Below are 16470 nucleotides of genomic sequence, written 5' to 3' on the forward strand. Positions count from 1 at the left end.
AATTGAAGGGATGACTTGCGCATCGTGTGTTGCACGTGTTGAAAAAGCATTAAAGAAAGTTCCAGAAGTCATCGATGCAAAAGTGAATTTGGCAACTGAAAAAGCCACGATTACGGCATTGGCATCTGTTGAAAATTCTGCATTGGCGAAGTCTGTAGAAAAAGCAGGTTTTCATATTGCACAGCCCAATATTGAATTAAATATTGATGGAATGACCTGTGCTTCATGTGTGGCACGGGTTGAAAAAGCCTTAAACGCTGTAGACGGTGTCAATAAAGCAACGGTAAATTTAGCCAGTGAAAAAGCCTTTGTTCAGGCGCCAGTTTCAAAAACACAGGAATTGATCGCGGCAGTTAAAAAAGCGGGATACAGTGCGACCGTTGCTACACAACTACAACCGACAATGGCAGAAAAAAAAGCCGATGAAGCTCGGTTGCTCAAACGTGATTTAATCATCGCATTGGTACTCGCTGTTCCTGTTTTTATCTTGGAGATGGGATCACACATGATTCCAGCTTTTCATCATTTTATTGCGCATAATTTAGGGACACAAAATAGTTGGTATATTCAGTTTATATTAACCACTTTGGTGTTAATCCTACCCGGAAGACGCTTTTATCAGCACGGCATACCAGCACTTGCGCGACTTGCCCCAGATATGAATTCTTTGGTCGCAGTCGGGACTTTATCTGCTTATAGTTTTTCTTGTGTTGCCACGTTTGCTCCGCAATTATTACCGCAAGGTACCGTTCATGTGTACTTTGAAGCAGCCGCAGTAATTGTGGCGTTGATTCTTTTGGGTCGTTTTATGGAGGCGAAAGCCAAAGGTAAAACCTCGCAAGCTATTCAATACTTAGTCGGCATGCAACCCAAAACAGCACGTGTTGAGCAATCTAGTAGCTATATAGATTTGCCGATTAGTGATGTTGAAACAGGTATGTTGATTGAAATACGGCCTGGTGAACGTTGCCCAGTCGATGGTGCTGTAGTGTCTGGGAACAGTTATATTGATGAATCCATGATCAGTGGCGAGCCAATTCCTGTCGAGAAAAAAGCCGGTGATCAAGTTGTCGGTGGAACGATTAACCAAAATGGGGCATTGAAAATACAAGCCACTGCGGTAGGTCAAGATTCTGTTTTGGCACAAATTATCCATATGGTCGAACAGGCTCAGGGTTCAAAATTACCGATTCAAGCTTTGGTGGATAAAGTCACGTTATGGTTTGTACCGGTGGTAATGGCGTTGGCGTTGATCACCTTTTTAGTTTGGTATGTAGTTGGACCTGAACCGAGTTTAACCTATGCCTTAGTCAATGCTGTAGCAGTACTGATCATCGCATGTCCATGTGCAATGGGTTTGGCAACGCCAACATCTATCATGGTCGGTACAGGGCGAGGTGCAGAGCTTGGAGTATTGTTCCGTAAAGGTGAAGCCTTACAACAACTCAAAAATACTCAAGTGGTTGCAGTCGATAAAACAGGGACATTGACGGAAGGTAAACCGAAACTGACAGATTTTGAAGTCACTGAAGCTTTTGATAAAGATCGCGTATTTCAGTTATTGGCCTCTGTAGAGCAGAAATCTGAACATCCGATTGCCTATGCCATTGTACAAGCTGCGAAAGAGATGCAAGTGCAACTTTTAGAAGTTGAACAGTTTGATTCCGTGACTGGTGCTGGGATTCAGGCGGTTGTTGAAGGACAAAGCATTTATATTGGTGCAGATCATTTGATGCATAAACTTGGTTTAGAAACACAAATCTTTTCAGCACTGGCAGAACGCATGGGCAATGAAGGGAAAACCCCGCTATATGTATCGATCGATCAACAGCTTGCTGCCATTGTTGCTGTAGCCGACCCGATCAAAGCCACAACCTTCGCAGCCATTCAAGCTTTGCATGATTTAGGGCTGAAAGTGGCCATGATTACAGGCGACAACCGACACACTGCCACTGCCATAGCACGACAGTTGAAAATTGATCATGTGATTGCTGAAGTGATGCCAGATCAAAAAGTGCAATCTGTACAACAGTTGCAAAAAGAACATGGTGTTGTATGTTTTGTTGGCGATGGTATTAATGATGCGCCTGCACTTGCGCAAGCAGATGTGGGCATGGCGATTGGTACAGGGACAGATGTGGCGATAGAGGCCGCGGACGTTGTGCTTATGTCGGGTAATTTACAAATGGTGCCGACAGCAATCGCACTGAGCACAGCGACGATGAATAATATTCGCCAAAACCTATTTTGGGCATTTATTTACAATGCAGCATTGATTCCTGTCGCTACAGGTGTGTTATATCCATTCTTTGGCATACTACTTTCACCTATGTTCGCAGCAGGTGCAATGGCACTTTCATCGGTGTTTGTTGTGTCGAATGCCTTACGTTTAAAAGCATTTAAAGGGCCAGTTTTTCAGGAGTCTTGAGATGAATATTGGACAAGCAGCGAAAGCATCGGGCATTTCTGCAAAAATGATCCGCTATTATGAATCGATTGGGCTGTTAAATAATGCGCAGCGCACCGATGCAGGCTATCGAATTTACTCGGAAGCCGATATTAAAACCTTGAGTTTCTTGAGACATGCACGTGATTTAGGTTTTTCTTCTGAACAAATGAAAGATTTACTTGGACTTTGGAAAAATCAAAGTCGGCAAAGTGTTGAAGTTAAATCATTGGCGTTAAAACATATCCAGACCTTAAATCAAAAAATCGCAGACTTACAGGCCATGGTTGAGATCTTGCAACAGTCCGTCGATGGCTGTGCCGGTAATGATCAAGCCGATTGTACGATTTTAAATCAAATCGAAACGGGCATGGCTGAGTGCTGCCATACAGCAAAGATTTAAACCCGCTTGACCTTACAATCGTGGCAAGGTTTATAGTGTTGTTATTAGAAAAGAAGGATGAACAGCATGAAATTTCGTATTGATAATATGACATGTGGTGGTTGCGCACGTAGCGTGACAGCAACGATTAAAGACTTAGATGAAAATGCAACGGTCACTATTGATGTAGCCACTAAATTAGTTGAGGTTGAATCCAGTGCCAGTGCAGAGCAATTGATTAGCGCTTTAACCGAAGATGGTTTCCCACCTGTGATTGCATAACTTAGATATTGTCTAATGTATAAAAAAAGCCGAACAATTGTTCGGATTTTTTTATTTATAAATCAATTTTATACGGCTGAAATTTTATCTGGCGTCATCAGCGCCTGATTAATATATAGCTTGATTAAACGTTCACGTGAACCGATTGATTTTTGATAATGCGTTGAATTGAGGAGTAGGGACGCACCATAAGTGACCGTCCAAATATAGGATAAATAATCACGAATCGACATTGCGCTTTCAAGTGATTTTAAATAATCACTGGTCATATCCTTAATTTCAATAATACGTTCTTCACGAACACGATAGAGCTCTTCAAATAACTCTTTTAATTTACGTTCATTATTAGTTAAGCGTTCTTCAATGACATGTAATAATATAGTTCTATTAGAATTCAACATATTATAAAGCATATATTGTGAAACATAAGTTTTAATATCATGATTATATTTTTTTGAAATTTCTAATAATCGTTTTTCATTTAAGATAATCAGTTCTAAATATAATTGGTTTTTACTTTTAAAATGTTTATAAATCGTGCCTTTGGCAATATCTAGTTCACAAGCTAACTCACTTAAGGTGATGTCTTGATTATTATCTAATAGCAGGGTTTCTGCCATGGCTAAAATTTTTTCCTTGCGAAGGATAAAATTTTGTTGGCGTACTGAACTCATGATACCTGTTCCATAAACAGCTTGAGGGTGAACAAGCCTAGCTTAAGCTAAATCTTGTGAATCTTACATTCCACTATGGTCTCAAATATTACATAAATTGGTTTAAAAATAAACACATTAGTAGAGTGCGTAAAGCATATAGAATTCATAGCATAAAATTAATGTCAATAAAACTGAACCCTTGAGGTCATTTTTTTGAAATAAAATTCCATTTTTATTTTTTTTAATTTATTGTCTTTTCGCTTTTACAACAAAAGCAGCATTTAACAAAACGGTCTTGGTTGTTATGTTATTAATACAACCTAAATTAAACATGATTATGGGTACTATTATGTTTGGTTTTAATCAATTACCAATTATAAATTTAGTCAACTCAATAAATTTATTTAAGTGTAATAAAATAATGCTGCTCAAAATATCAGGTGGTTATTTTTCACTTGTCGGTAAAAACACATTATCTATATTCTTTTTAGATATCTATCTGAAAAAACAGATCTTTAAAAAATCCACACAAAATTGATTTGATGATTTTGTGCGGGAGCGTGCAACTTTAAAAAAGTACTTTGTCAAAGACGCTGACAAAGCCTGTAGAAAAGGAAAGTACAATGCCAATATACAATGCGCCGTTAAAGGACATGGACTTCATCTTAAATGATGTATTCAATGCAGATGAGTTCTGGCAGTCAAATGAAAACTTAGCTCATATTGATATGGCGACTGCAAATGCTATTTTAGAAGAAATGGCTAAGTTTTCTAAAAACGTTATTCTAGACTTGAACCGTACAGCCGATGAAGAAGGTGGTGCGCAGTTTAGTAATGGTGTTGTTACTACGCCTACAGGGTTTAAAGACGCTTTTAAACAATTCGCCGAAGGTGGTTGGGTTGGTTTAGGCGCTTCTGAAGAATGGGGCGGCCAAAACATGCCGAAAATGTTGACGGTACTTGCTGACGAAATGATTTGGAGTACCAATCCATCATTTATGTTGTATCCACTACTGACTGTGGGTGCAGGTATGGCGATTAATGACCGTGCTTCGCAAGAGCAAAAAGAAACCTATCTTCCAAAATTTTATACGGGTGAATGGTCAGGCACTATGTGTTTAACTGAACCACATTCAGGGACTGATTTGGGGATCATTAAAACCAAAGCAGAGCCGAATGAAGATGGTTCATTTAACATTACAGGCACGAAAATTTTCATCACCAGTGGTGAACATGATCTGTGTGAAAACATCATCCATCTTGTGTTAGCAAAAACGCCAAATGCACCTGCGGGTTCACGTGGTATTTCATTGTTTATCGTTCCAAAATTCCATGTCAATGCCGATGGCTCAGTCGGTGAACGCAATGCTGTTTCAGCGGGTTCAATTGAACACAAGATGGGTATTAAAGGTTCTGCAACGTGTGTCATGAACTTTGATGGCGCCAAAGGTTATATCGTTGGTAAAGAAAACGAAGGTCTTGCGGCGATGTTTGTCATGATGAACTATGAACGTTTATCGATGGGTATCCAAGGGATTGGTGCTGCAGAATTTGCTTACCAAAATGCTGCACAGTATGCGACTGATCGTCTACAAGGTCGTTCTGCGACAGGTGTGAAATCTCCTGAAAAACCAGCAGACTCTATTTTGGTACATGGTGATGTACGTCGTATGTTGTTGAATGTACGCGCCAACAACGAAGCATCTCGTGCATTTGCTGTGTATGTTGGTCAGCAACTGGATATTACAAAATATTCAACTGATGAAGCTGCTGTGAAAAAAGCCAATGACCGCGTGGCTTTATTGACACCTATTGCAAAAGCCTACCTAACAGATACAGCCCTACAAGCTACTTTAGAAGCGCAAATGTGCTTTGGTGGTCATGGCTATATCCGTGAATGGGGTATGGAGCAATGCATTCGTGACTTACGTATTTCACAGATTTACGAAGGCACAAATGGCGTACAAGCGATTGATTTAATTGGACGCAAAACCACGAAATGTAATGGTGCATTTATTGCCGAATACATTGCTGAAATTCGTGACTTTGCTGCAACCATGGCTGATTCAAAAGTTAAATCTGCAGCATTGCAAGTTTCTGACGAAGTTGAAGCATTAACGCAATTCATTATTGAACAATCTAAGACCACCCCAGACTTTAGCAGTTCGGTGGCAGTCGATTACCTGCACGCTGTTGGTTTACTCAGCTTTGTGTATATGTTTGCGCGTATTAGCAAAGCTGCTGCTGCAAAACCAGAGAGCTTCTTCCAAAACAAACTGGTACTCGCAGATTTCTATGTTGAGAAAGTTCTACCTGACCTTGCTGCCCGTGCTCAACGCATTAAAGCAGGTTCTGAACTTATCATGCAGCTATCTGAAGAATACTTCACCGCTCAATCTTAAGGTTTCATCGAAACCACTGTGAAAAACATTAAGATGGAAAATCTGAGGAACCAGTCATGGTTCCTTGGGGTTAAAAGATTTAAAACAGGATGAAATAAGAAATGATTGTAATTGTAGATGGCGTACGTACAGCGATGGGTGGTTTTCAGGGTTCACTTTCATCTTGTACAGCCCCAGACTTAGGTGCTGCAGCGATTCAGGCTGTTGTTGCACGTGCAGGTTTAGAACCTACAGATATTGACGAAGTTATTTTTGGCTGTGTATTACCGGCTGGTCTTAAACAAGGTCCTGCACGCCAAGCGATGCGTCAAGCAGGCTTACCAGATACAACGGGTGCCACCACGATTAATAAAATTTGTGGTTCAGGCATGAAGGCGGTGATGCAAGCAGCTGATGCGATTAAAGCCGGTTCTGCTAATATTGTGGTTGCTGGTGGTATGGAGTCGATGTCAAATGCGCCATATTTACTTGAAAAAGCGCGTTCAGGCTATCGTATGGGTCATGGTAAAACCACAGATCACATGTTCCAAGAAGGCTTAGAAGATGCTGAGACAGGTTTATCGATGGGTATTCTGGCACAAGATATGGCAGATAAAAAAGGCTATACCCGTGAACAGCAAGATGCTTTTGCCATCAACTCACTCAATAAAGCCGTTGCCGCGATTCAAGGCGGTTTCTTCAAAAATGAAATCGTGCCAGTTACTGTTAAAAGCCGTAAAGGTGACGTCGTTGTTGACACAGATGAACAGCCATTAAGTGCTAAGCCTGAAAAAATCCCAACACTGCGTCCTGCATTCAAAAAAGACGGCACGATCACAGCTGCCAATGCCAGCTCAATTTCTGACGGTGCATCTGCTTTGGTGGTTACATCAGAAGAAACGGCTCAAGCACGTGGTTTAAAACCACTAGCAAAAGTCGTTGCTTATGCCACAAATTCACAGCATCCGTCAGAGTTCACGATTGCTCCAGTCGGTGCTATTGAGAAAGTGCTTGCACAAGCGGGTTGGGATGCACAAGAGGTTGACCTGTGGGAAGTCAATGAAGCATTTGCTATGGTTACAATGCTGGCGATTGATGGATTTAACTTAGATGAAGCAAAAGTGAACATTCATGGTGGTGCTTGCTCACTTGGTCACCCACTAGGTTCATCAGGTTCACGTATTATTGTGACGCTGATTCATGCCTTAAAACGCACTGGCGGTAAAAAAGGTGTCGCAGCACTGTGTATTGGTGGCGGTGAAGCAACTGCAATTGCGGTTGAACTGATTTAATTTGCCTCAATTTATATAAGTAAGCTTTTAGATAAGTACGTTTTTAGATAAGCAATAACAAACGCTATCTCAGTTCGCTGGGATGGCGAAAAAAGATGTTTATTTTGAGATATTTATTTTTTGAGATTTAATTATGAATGGTTTAGATCGCATTCGCTTACTCTCCCTTCGCGACAAAGTGATGTCTGCTGAAAAAGCGATTGAGTTAATTCAAGATGGTTCAGTGGTTGGTTTAAGTGGTTTTGGTGGTGCAGGTGAGGCAAAGACGGTTCCTTTGGCGCTTGCAGATCATGCAGTTTCACATCCTCTTCGTATCACTTTGGCAACGGGTGCTAGTTTAGGAAATAGTATCGATGGTCGTCTCAATGCGGCACATGCGATAGAACGTCGTTATCCGTATCAGGCAGATCCAGGTTTACGTAAAGCCATCAACGCTGGCGAGGTCATGTATATTGACCAACACTTGTCTGAAATGGCCGATAATATTCGTCATCATAATTTACCGCGCATTAATGTGGCAGTTATTGCAGCGACTGCAATTACCGAAGATGGTCAAATTATTCCGACAGGTTCATGTGGTAACTCAGCAAATTTCATTGAAATGGCAGATCATGTAATTATTGAAATTGATAACACGATTAACCCAGTGCTCGAAGGTGTACATGATATATATGTTCCGAAAGCGCGACCAAACCGTGGGCCAATTCCACTGACTCAGGTCGGTGAACGTATTGGTACAATTGGGATCAATGTCAGCCCCGATAAGATTTCAGCTATTGTGTTGAATGATCTGCCAGATACCCAGTTTAAAATGGATGAACCTGATGCTGAAACCCTAGCGATTGCTCAGCACCTGATTGATTTCTTTGAAGGTGAAGTGGCAGCAGGGCGTTTGCCTGAAAATTTAGGCCCGCTACAGTCAGGTGTGGGTTCGATTGCCAATGCTGTATTCGCAGGTTTTGAGCATTCTAATTTTCATGATTTGGAAATGTATTCAGAAGTACTACAAGACTGTACTTTCCAGCTAATTGATTCTGGAAAAATGAAATTTGCTTCAGGCTGTTCAATGACGTTGTCTGAGCCTTGCGCACAGCGCGTGATGAACAATTTTGATCAGTACAAAGACAAAATTGTGTTACGTCCACAAGAGCTATCCAATAACCCTGAAATCATTCGACGTTTAGGCATTATCGCGATTAATACGGCGCTTGAGTTTGATATTTACGGAAACGTAAATTCGACCCATGTGACGGGTACCAAAATGATGAATGGTATTGGTGGTTCTGGAGACTTTACTCGTCATGCGCACATTGCCATTTTCGTAACCAAGTCGATTGCAAAAGGCGGTGCGATTTCATCTGTAGTCCCAATGGTGAGTCATACCGACCATACTGACCATGACGTTGATATCGTGGTTACAGAGCAGGGCTTGGCAGATTTACGTGGTCTTTCACCACGTGAGCGTGCACGTAAAGTCATTGAAATCTGTGCGCATCCAGATTATCGCGCAGCATTGTTGAGCTACTTTGAACGTGCATGTGAGCGTGGTGGTCAAACGCCGCATATTTTAAAAGAGGCCTTGTCTTGGCATGCCACTTTTGAAGAAACAGGTTCAATGCGTCAAATCGTATAAATCTAAAGATTGAAAATATTTAAATAAGCCCACGATCAAGTGGGCTTATTTATTATGAAAGACTACAAATGTTTCAAAACATGACAAAAGAAAAACAGCAGGACTTGGTTTGCAACTTTTGCACAACACGAACGCTCTTAAGTTCGATTTAAGGCTTTCTATAATGCAAAATTCATTGACAAAGAAGGTCAGTATTTTGAAAAAGATTCAATTATTTTCTGCGATGTTGCTCGCAGCTCTCCTCACTGCATGTAAACAAAGCCCAGCGCCCGATTATGCAGGAACATGGCAAAATACCGCAGTAGATCCGCAACTTGAAAATGCGCTGATTATTAGTAAAAATGGTGAAAACTATTTCATTACCAATACTTTAAAAGATAAACAAAGTGGTAAATCTGAAAAGAAAAATCCAGTACCTGCATCTGTGGCTGAATCTGGTTTACTCGCTGTAAACTCTGGTACAGGTGCTGTTGAATTTGCAATTGACGAAAAAACAGGAAATTTAGTCGGGTCTGGATCCATTTATAAAAAAGTAAAATAGATCAATTATCTATTGATGCAAAAATATCAAAAGCAGCCTCTAAATTGGGCTGCTTTTTTAACTTTAAAGCGAATGTTTTTTGCTTTAACTTAGTTCAAAACCGAAGAGAAATCATGGATAAAATAATCCGCTTTATTTTTGATTTGCTCAATTTCGTGTTCTGAATATGCATCATACACGGCAACCACTTCAATACCTGCGGCATTTGCGGCTTCTACACCAATGAGTGAATCTTCAAAAATTAAACATTCTTCAGGTTGAACGGCAAAATGTTGAATCGCCAGTAAATAGACTTCTGGATGCGGCTTAATATTTTTGACATTTTCACGGGTCAGGATCAGATCAAAGCTATTTTCAAAATGCAGCTTTGGATAAATGTTGATATTTTTTTGATATCGATAAATATTTTGCAGGCTAGTCGTGGTGGTAATTGCCACTTGAATGCCTTGCTGAATGAGCTGTTGAACAAATAATGCTGCATGTGGTTTAAGCAAGATGATATGTTCTAAAAAATGCTGTGAAATGGCATATCGTTGCTGTTTGATTTGATCTGCTGTGTGTTGTTCAATATTATAAGTATCTTTTAGATAGTTACAGTACATTAAGTAAGGGTCTGGTGTGTTTTTAAATAATTGCAGCTGAATGTCACGTTCACGTTGAATTAAACCCAGTTGGATGGTTTGTCCAGTTAACTGTTGAATCAAATCTGCGTCGACCTGATTCCACACGCCAACAGAGTCAATAAGTGTGCCATCTAAATCAAAACAAACCAGTTTTTTTCCTTGAAGCATGTTTATATCCAAATTCGAGCTGTATCTATTATGCGGACTGATTGGAGTGTTGAAAAGCCAAATGCAACTGAGCAGGCTAAACTGGCGTTTCATCTGCAATAAAAGTAATATTTCGTTATTGGCTTTTTGTATAATTCAGCAGATGATGCACAGCATAACTTGCAATATTTAATTAGGGACTAAATCTTTCGTGTTTGAATTGGACTGTAAACTTCTTAGCATTTTTTTTCATGTTTATAAGTACAAAAATGTGTCGCAAGCTGCTGAACACTTGCAGATGAGTCAGCCTACAGTCAGTAATATTTTAAATAAAATACGACAGCATTATAACGACCCCTTATTTTTACGTATCGGCAATGAAATGGTGCCTACGGAGTTATCGCGTCAATTATTTCCTTTAGTCAGCGAAGCCTTGAGTAAAGTCGAAGCTATTAATAATTTTACGATTAATTTTGATCAAGCCATTTCAGATCAACAATTTACTTTGGCCATGACCGATGTTTCGCATTTGGTTTTATTGCCCAAAATCAGCCAATATCTAAAAAAACACGCGCCACAAATACGTCTGAATGTACGCCCGATTACCACTGAAACCAGTTATCAGATGGCGAATGGTGAAATTGATTTAGCACTGGGGTTTTTACCGCATTTGGAAAGCGGCTTTTATCAGCAAAAACTGTTTGAGCAATATTATGTGGTGATTGCAGCTAAGGATCATCCACGATTAACGGGTGACACCATTACAACTGAGCAATATTTATCAGAGTCGCATATTGATATTGATGCTGGGATGGGGCACTACCATATTGAAAATGAGTTGCTTAACCTTGATTTAAAACGTGATATTTTGATGCGATTACCTAGTTATTTAGGTGTGGGCTTGGTTGTGCAAGACACTGATGCGATTGCTACTGTGCCGTACTACTTGAGTGAAGTATTGCTTTCGCGCGGCAACTTAAAAATATTTGACGCACCGATTGCATTTCCAACCTATGGCGTGAAGCAATATTGGCATATGTCCTGCCATCATAAAACCAGCCATCAATGGCTGCGTCATATGTTCCATGAAATCTTAGTGAAATAGCTGCGCCGGCGAATTCTGTTTGCTGCCTACTCCGCTCCGGCTGCAGGCAGGCAAGCTTATTTACTGTATTGATTTAAACTTTTCTTATTTATAAGAAATATGCATAATAAGATGCTGTTTTAGCTTTGCATTTTACAATTATTTATTACTTTTTGGGGTTTAGGGGTTCACTGTTTATGATTTACTGCTTTTATGGGAATCAAGCCGATCATGCCCATGAAGAGCGCATGCTTCAGAATTTTTTATCACAGCTGCAGCTGGACTGGGATGGTCCAGAAAAATGGATTTATATCGTTTATAACGCCATGTGGAATGGGCAGGATGTAGATTTTGTCTGTTTTAGCCCTTTTTCAATTATAGTGGGCGACTTTAAAAGCTATACCGGCGCACTGACAGCCGGTGAGAACGGCCCTTGGAAGCTGCTGAATCATAATAACGAATTGATTGAAGTCAAAGGCGGCAATCAGTTCAACCCTTACCGCCAGCTGCGCAATAATAAATTTTCCCTGCTGAATTTTTTAAGCAATGAACCGGCTTTCAGCCGCTGTGAACTGGGGCATATCGGCGCCGTCACGGTGTTTACGGCATTAACAGATGTCGAAGATCAGCTGAGTGAAAAAACCCGGAAGTGGATGGGCATTACGGATATCGCGCATTGCAGCGCATATTTTGCGGCTAAAAAAAGCGCTGGTATCCGCTTAGAGCAGCAGTGGGTGTCCGAACTGATGGGCAAAATGAACTTAATGCCCTATGAATGGCAGCCAAAACCGCCGGTTGATGCTGTTGCGCATGCATATTTAACGCCTAAAGCTGTGCCGGATACAGCAGCGCCGCTGCAGGTGAAAAAGCGGCCGGCGCAAATAAAGCCCCCGCGCAGCAGCCGGCAGCCGGCGCTGAGTAAATTTTGGCCGATAGTGTTTCTTGCATCACTGCTGCTTATTCCAGCCGCATGGCAAAAAATCGGGAATATTTTCATCCAAATGATGAGCAAAAAAACCGAAAGCGCTGTCAGTGAAACTTTGCATCAAAGCACCGCGGACACTCGGGGCCGTGCAGAAACGGACGCATCCTCAGACCAGCCTCAGGCAGAACTGAAATGGTCGGATGAAAAGCCGGCGAAGCGGACACAGCAGCAGGATGATTTTTGGGAAAACCGCCCGAGAAGCCTTGAGCGGCCGGAAGCAGAACGGCCCGCGCCAGCGGTCCAATTGATCGAACCTGCGGTGCAAAAACCGAAGCAGCAGCCGGCAGCAGAACAAATACTGCAGCCGAAGCGCGGAGAGCAGAATCCGCCGCCGGTTATTGCTGAAACACGCGCAAATCCGGCGCCCCGCGCAGAAGAAGCGAGAACGCCATCCGCCGCAGCGGAAGAAAAAATACAGGCTGATGACCTTGATTCACGCTTAAGAGATTCGAGCTACTAAAGCCTGCATAAATTTGAATTACAGGATGTATCACTAAAAATGCACATATTTTCAAAGAAAATCATTCCGCTTGCGATCAGTATGCTGGTTTTAGCCGCGCCGGCAGCGGTCTATGCTTTGCCTTCACAGGGGCAGTTTGATCAGACGATGGATGAGCTGAAAAATGCGCCATCCGGCAAACAGAAGCCTTATATCAACCAGCTGACACAATGGGCAAAAGAAGGCCATACACCATCACAGGTCAATCTGGGGCAAATGTATCTGCAAGGAGATTTTGTTCAAAAAGATCTGCGTCAGGCCTATGAATGGACCAATGCAGCCGCAGCAAAAAACAATCCAAAAGCGCAAAATAATTTAGGCAAGATGTATCTTCGCGGCATGGGGGTAAAAAAGGATACTTTAAAAGCCTATGAATTATTCGGCAAAGCTGCCCAAACAGGCCTTTCAGATGCGCACTACAACTTGGGGGTAATGTCTGAGCAAGGCATTGGCGTTGAAATGTACTTGCCTTCTGCATTCGGCTATTACCTGACTGCAGTTAAAACAGAGGCGCCGCAAATGCTGCAGCGGAATTTGGAACGCGCCAAGCAAGGCCGCGCCATAGCGCAAAATGATTTGGGCTATATGTATGCGATCGGATTTGGAACTGAAAAAAATTCACAGCAGGCGCTCTATTGGTTTGAGCAAGCTGCAAAACAGCAGCTGCCTGAAGCGATGAATAATTTAGCTGTGCTGTATGACGGTTCCGGCGAGTTCATAGCTAAAAATTTTGATCCGGGTTATTACAAGGCGATTAAGCATTACAGATCCTCTTTAACCGATTCAAAGCGCTTGGAAAATACCGCTACGCGGGTAGCTTTAAATCGTGATTTGGCTAATCATTATTTTGCTTTGGCTTTGAAATTAAAGCATCCGGCTGCCCAATTCAATATGGCTAAAAAATATGAAACCGGGCTGGGTGTAAAAACAGACCTGCAGCAGGCAGTGCAGCTGTATCAGGCTTCTATCGCTCAAGGCTTTACTTTGGCTGAGTTTGGTTTAGCCCGATTGTATCTCGATCAAAATGACGCGGTCAGCAGAGCAAAAGCGCTTCCGCTGTTTGAGAGCGCAGCGCGCAAAGGGGACAGCCGCGCCATGAATTATGCCGCGCTGCTCTCTGGACACACGATTGATATACCCGGCTGGTTCAATCCAGAAGAAAATATAGGGCCTGAAGCCTTTCAGCGCTGGGTAAAGACACAGCCGAGGGATCAATTGACTGAGGAAGATTATACAGAAGCAGGCATACAAAAGCTGACCGAGCAAGCGCAGCGCGGAAGCGCATCGGCGCAGTATAAGCTGGCGATATTTAGATCCGAAGGTTTTAAATATTTGCAGCAAGATTATGCAGAAGCGGAAAAGCTATTTAAAGCAGCAGCTGCGCAAGGAAATGCCCATGCCATTTATAAGTTAGGCTGGCTCTATTCACGTGAATATGTACCGGCTGCGAAGGACGCATCTGACAGCAGTCTGTTTGCTAGTCATAAATTAGCGCTGGCTTATTTTGAAGCGGCAGCCGCTCAACGTGTTCCAGAAGCGCAGCATGAATTAGCGATGACCTATTATGAGGGCATGGGGGTCGAAAAAAATCCGGCGCTGGCTGCAAGCTATTACCGTCAAGCCGCAGCAAGCGGATTTCCCCCTGCAGTAAGATGGATCAACCGGTTCAAAGATGCAGACCGTAAATAACGCGGATTACTGAAGACTTCCTCACCGAAAGATCAAGCTGAATAAGCGGTTTCCTTACCATATATAAGCGCTCAGATGCTATCTGGGCTTTTTTCATTTCTGTTTGCCTGTTGGCGCATCTGTTTATTTTGGTGCATTTTGCAGGCAAAGCGCATTTTCTGCACCTGAAAGTTTCAGGCCTCTTTTGATTCTTTGCCAAACTTCCCGAATTAGCAGTATTACCAGTTATATAAATCGTATTACTGTTTTGGCATAGCCTTTGCTTTTCTACTTATATCATAAAGTGATCTAGGGTTCCGATACATTTCTATGTATGACCGCGACCGAGAGTTCACGGCTTCGTTTTAATTCAAAGCAAAGCTGCACGGAGGGATAAAAGCCCGGGAGGTAAACAGTTAAGAATTAGGCAGAGGCTGCAATGAGCACAACACATTATCATGACGATAAAGCACTATGGACTGAACTTTTACCGGGTGGACACCACTGGTCAGCGCGTATTCAGCGTGGGGCAGTATTACAGCTTAAATCGCTAGGGCAAAATGCCAATGTGGCGCTGTACTGTGTAAATAGTGAAGATAAGCTTGAGCGCTACAACATGCCAGACAGCCTTAAAGGGCAGCATACGGCATATTTAAGTACGGGTCATATTTTGGCATCAGATTTAGGTCGTGCTATGGTTTCTATTGTGAAAGATGATCACGCTTGGAATGATGCTTTTTGTGCACCAAGTACAGCAGAACAAATCGAACAACAATTTGGTTCAAAAACTTTCCAAGATGCCCGTAACGATATGTACCGCAGTGGTAAGGATAGCTTGCTGCTTGAAATGACCAAATTTGGTTTATCTGCAACCGACCTGAGCAGTACCTTAAATTTATTCTCTAAAGTTCAACCTGATGACAATGGCAACTTAAGTTATGTTGCATCGAACAATACAAATCAAATTATTGAACTTCGCTTTGAAATGGATTGTTTAGTCTTTCTATCTGCCGCACCGCATGGCTTGGATAACAGCACAGTGTATGCACCTGCAGATATTCAACTTTCACTGTTTAAAGCACTACCTTTAGGCGATAGCGACGTTTGCCGAGATTCATGTCCGCAAAATCAACGTGCTTTTCAAAATAATAAACGCTATTACGCTTTAACGGCTTGAGGGGAATGATCATGACTGCATTAGTAAATCCAACACAACATTCTGAAAAATCAGTGTTAAGCGAAGTATGTTCTGCCGGTGAAGCATGGATGTGCGAAGTCAAAAAAGGACAATATTTCCGTATTGTGGATTTAGAAGGCAACCAAGCGGTGGATACGCTCTTTATCTCGACATCAAACCCTGAAGAGCGTTATAGCGCAACCGATACCTTAGCGATTAATCAACAAATCTATTTAGAAAAAGGTACACCCTTATACACCAACTTTGGCAACAAAATTGCCACCATTCATGATGATAATTGCGGTCGCCATGACACTTTAGGCGGTGCTTGTTCATGTGAAAGTAACACGGTTCGTTATGCACATGACAATTATCCAATGCATAGTTGCCGTAACAATTTCATGATTGCACTGTCTCAGCATCCAATTGCCAAAAAACACGGCCTAAACGTGCGTCACATCGGTCCAAATATTAACTTCTTTATGAATGTACCTGTGACTGCGGATGGTCATCTAAAGTTTGATGACGGTATTTCTGCACCGGGTAAATATGTTGAAATTAAAGCTGAAATGGATCTCATTGTCCTCATTTCCAATTGTCCGCAACTGAATAACCCATGTAATGCCTATAACCCAACAAAAATTCAATTGATCATCCGTGACGGTGAGGAGTAA

General features: G+C 41.9%; 14 protein-coding genes and 1 riboswitch. Of the genes, 12 read left to right on the plus strand and 2 right to left on the minus strand.

What is annotated here, in order from left to right:
* Positions 1–10: 10 nt before the first annotated feature.
* The 3 genes from MST16_RS07715 to MST16_RS07725 all read left to right on the plus strand — a co-directional run bounded on the left by MST16_RS07715 (position 11) and on the right by MST16_RS07725 (position 3110).
* A complete protein-coding gene (locus MST16_RS07715; RefSeq protein WP_373691631.1) occupies positions 11–2428 on the plus strand; it encodes a copper-translocating P-type ATPase in 2418 nt (805 codons plus the stop codon).
* Position 2429: 1 nt separating this feature from the next.
* Positions 2430–2849: a Cu(I)-responsive transcriptional regulator gene (cueR, locus tag MST16_RS07720; RefSeq protein ID WP_168377524.1), complete on the plus strand. Its 420-nt coding sequence runs from the start codon at positions 2430–2432 to the stop codon at positions 2847–2849.
* Positions 2850–2915: 66 nt separating this feature from the next.
* The gene (locus MST16_RS07725; RefSeq protein ID WP_180003680.1) at positions 2916–3110 is read left to right on the plus strand and encodes a heavy-metal-associated domain-containing protein; all 195 of its coding nucleotides are present in this window, start codon (positions 2916–2918) and stop codon (positions 3108–3110) included.
* Positions 3111–3178: 68 nt separating this feature from the next.
* Here the strand turns inward: MST16_RS07725 and MST16_RS07730 are convergent, their stop codons facing one another.
* Positions 3179–3784, minus strand: coding sequence for a TetR/AcrR family transcriptional regulator (locus MST16_RS07730; protein WP_078190941.1), 606 nt, complete (start codon positions 3782–3784; stop codon positions 3179–3181).
* Positions 3785–4389: 605 nt separating this feature from the next.
* On the opposite strand from MST16_RS07730, the gene MST16_RS07735 reads away from it, so the two are divergent.
* The 4 genes from MST16_RS07735 (at position 4390) to MST16_RS07750 (ending at position 9613) form a co-directional block, all read left to right on the plus strand.
* Positions 4390–6168 carry an acyl-CoA dehydrogenase C-terminal domain-containing protein gene (locus MST16_RS07735; protein WP_180011711.1) on the plus strand — a complete coding sequence of 593 codons (1779 nt, stop codon included), beginning with the start codon at positions 4390–4392 and terminating at the stop codon, positions 6166–6168.
* A gap of 101 nt (positions 6169–6269) precedes the next feature.
* Entirely contained in the window at positions 6270–7439 is a 1170-nt protein-coding gene (locus MST16_RS07740) for a thiolase family protein (protein WP_180008861.1), read from the plus strand.
* 133 nt (positions 7440–7572) lie between these two features.
* A complete protein-coding gene (locus tag MST16_RS07745) occupies positions 7573–9072 on the plus strand; it encodes a succinate CoA transferase (protein ID WP_180008859.1) in 1500 nt (499 codons plus the stop codon).
* Between the two features lie 223 nt (positions 9073–9295).
* A complete protein-coding gene (locus MST16_RS07750; RefSeq protein ID WP_373683449.1) occupies positions 9296–9613 on the plus strand; it encodes a hypothetical protein in 318 nt (105 codons plus the stop codon).
* A gap of 89 nt (positions 9614–9702) precedes the next feature.
* Here the strand turns inward: MST16_RS07750 and MST16_RS07755 are convergent, their stop codons facing one another.
* Positions 9703–10404 carry an HAD family phosphatase gene (locus MST16_RS07755; protein WP_180011709.1) on the minus strand — a complete coding sequence of 234 codons (702 nt, stop codon included), beginning with the start codon at positions 10402–10404 and terminating at the stop codon, positions 9703–9705.
* A 190-nt stretch (positions 10405–10594) separates the two neighbouring features.
* On the opposite strand from MST16_RS07755, the gene MST16_RS07760 reads away from it, so the two are divergent.
* From MST16_RS07760 to MST16_RS07780, 5 genes are all read left to right on the plus strand, one after another.
* Positions 10595–11488 (plus strand): LysR substrate-binding domain-containing protein, encoded by an 894-nt coding sequence (locus MST16_RS07760; RefSeq protein WP_078190935.1) that lies wholly within the window; start codon positions 10595–10597, stop codon positions 11486–11488.
* Positions 11489–11664: 176 nt separating this feature from the next.
* Entirely contained in the window at positions 11665–12912 is a 1248-nt protein-coding gene (locus MST16_RS07765; protein ID WP_180003670.1) for an NERD domain-containing protein, read from the plus strand.
* 39 nt (positions 12913–12951) lie between these two features.
* Entirely contained in the window at positions 12952–14640 is a 1689-nt protein-coding gene (locus tag MST16_RS07770) for a tetratricopeptide repeat protein (RefSeq protein ID WP_180003668.1), read from the plus strand.
* Between the two features lie 277 nt (positions 14641–14917).
* Positions 14918–15029: riboswitch (guanidine-I (ykkC/yxkD leader) on the plus strand.
* Between the two features lie 29 nt (positions 15030–15058).
* A complete protein-coding gene (locus tag MST16_RS07775) occupies positions 15059–15796 on the plus strand; it encodes an urea amidolyase associated protein UAAP1 (protein WP_180011707.1) in 738 nt (245 codons plus the stop codon).
* Positions 15797–15807: 11 nt separating this feature from the next.
* The gene (locus MST16_RS07780) at positions 15808–16470 is read left to right on the plus strand and encodes an urea amidolyase associated protein UAAP2 (protein WP_180011705.1); all 663 of its coding nucleotides are present in this window, start codon (positions 15808–15810) and stop codon (positions 16468–16470) included.

It is taken from the genome of Acinetobacter sp. YH16040_T (assembly GCF_024605785.1).
GTDB classification, from domain to species: domain Bacteria; phylum Pseudomonadota; class Gammaproteobacteria; order Pseudomonadales; family Moraxellaceae; genus Acinetobacter; species Acinetobacter amyesii.

Coding starts and splice junctions, on each gene's coding strand:
- MST16_RS07775 (WP_180011707.1), top strand. CDS start 15,059: ATGAGCACAACACATTATCATGACGATAAAGCACTATGGACTGAACTT.
- MST16_RS07745 (WP_180008859.1), top strand. CDS start 7,573: ATGAATGGTTTAGATCGCATTCGCTTACTCTCCCTTCGCGACAAAGTG.
- MST16_RS07750 (WP_373683449.1), top strand. CDS start 9,296: ATGTTGCTCGCAGCTCTCCTCACTGCATGTAAACAAAGCCCAGCGCCC.
- MST16_RS07755 (WP_180011709.1), bottom strand. CDS start 10,404: ATGCTTCAAGGAAAAAAACTGGTTTGTTTTGATTTAGATGGCACACTT.
- MST16_RS07735 (WP_180011711.1), top strand. CDS start 4,390: ATGCCAATATACAATGCGCCGTTAAAGGACATGGACTTCATCTTAAAT.
- MST16_RS07770 (WP_180003668.1), top strand. CDS start 12,952: ATGCACATATTTTCAAAGAAAATCATTCCGCTTGCGATCAGTATGCTG.
- cueR (WP_168377524.1), top strand. CDS start 2,430: ATGAATATTGGACAAGCAGCGAAAGCATCGGGCATTTCTGCAAAAATG.
- MST16_RS07765 (WP_180003670.1), top strand. CDS start 11,665: ATGATTTACTGCTTTTATGGGAATCAAGCCGATCATGCCCATGAAGAG.
- MST16_RS07725 (WP_180003680.1), top strand. CDS start 2,916: ATGAAATTTCGTATTGATAATATGACATGTGGTGGTTGCGCACGTAGC.
- MST16_RS07730 (WP_078190941.1), bottom strand. CDS start 3,784: ATGAGTTCAGTACGCCAACAAAATTTTATCCTTCGCAAGGAAAAAATT.
- MST16_RS07740 (WP_180008861.1), top strand. CDS start 6,270: ATGATTGTAATTGTAGATGGCGTACGTACAGCGATGGGTGGTTTTCAG.
- MST16_RS07715 (WP_373691631.1), top strand. CDS start 11: ATGACTTGCGCATCGTGTGTTGCACGTGTTGAAAAAGCATTAAAGAAA.
- MST16_RS07780 (WP_180011705.1), top strand. CDS start 15,808: ATGACTGCATTAGTAAATCCAACACAACATTCTGAAAAATCAGTGTTA.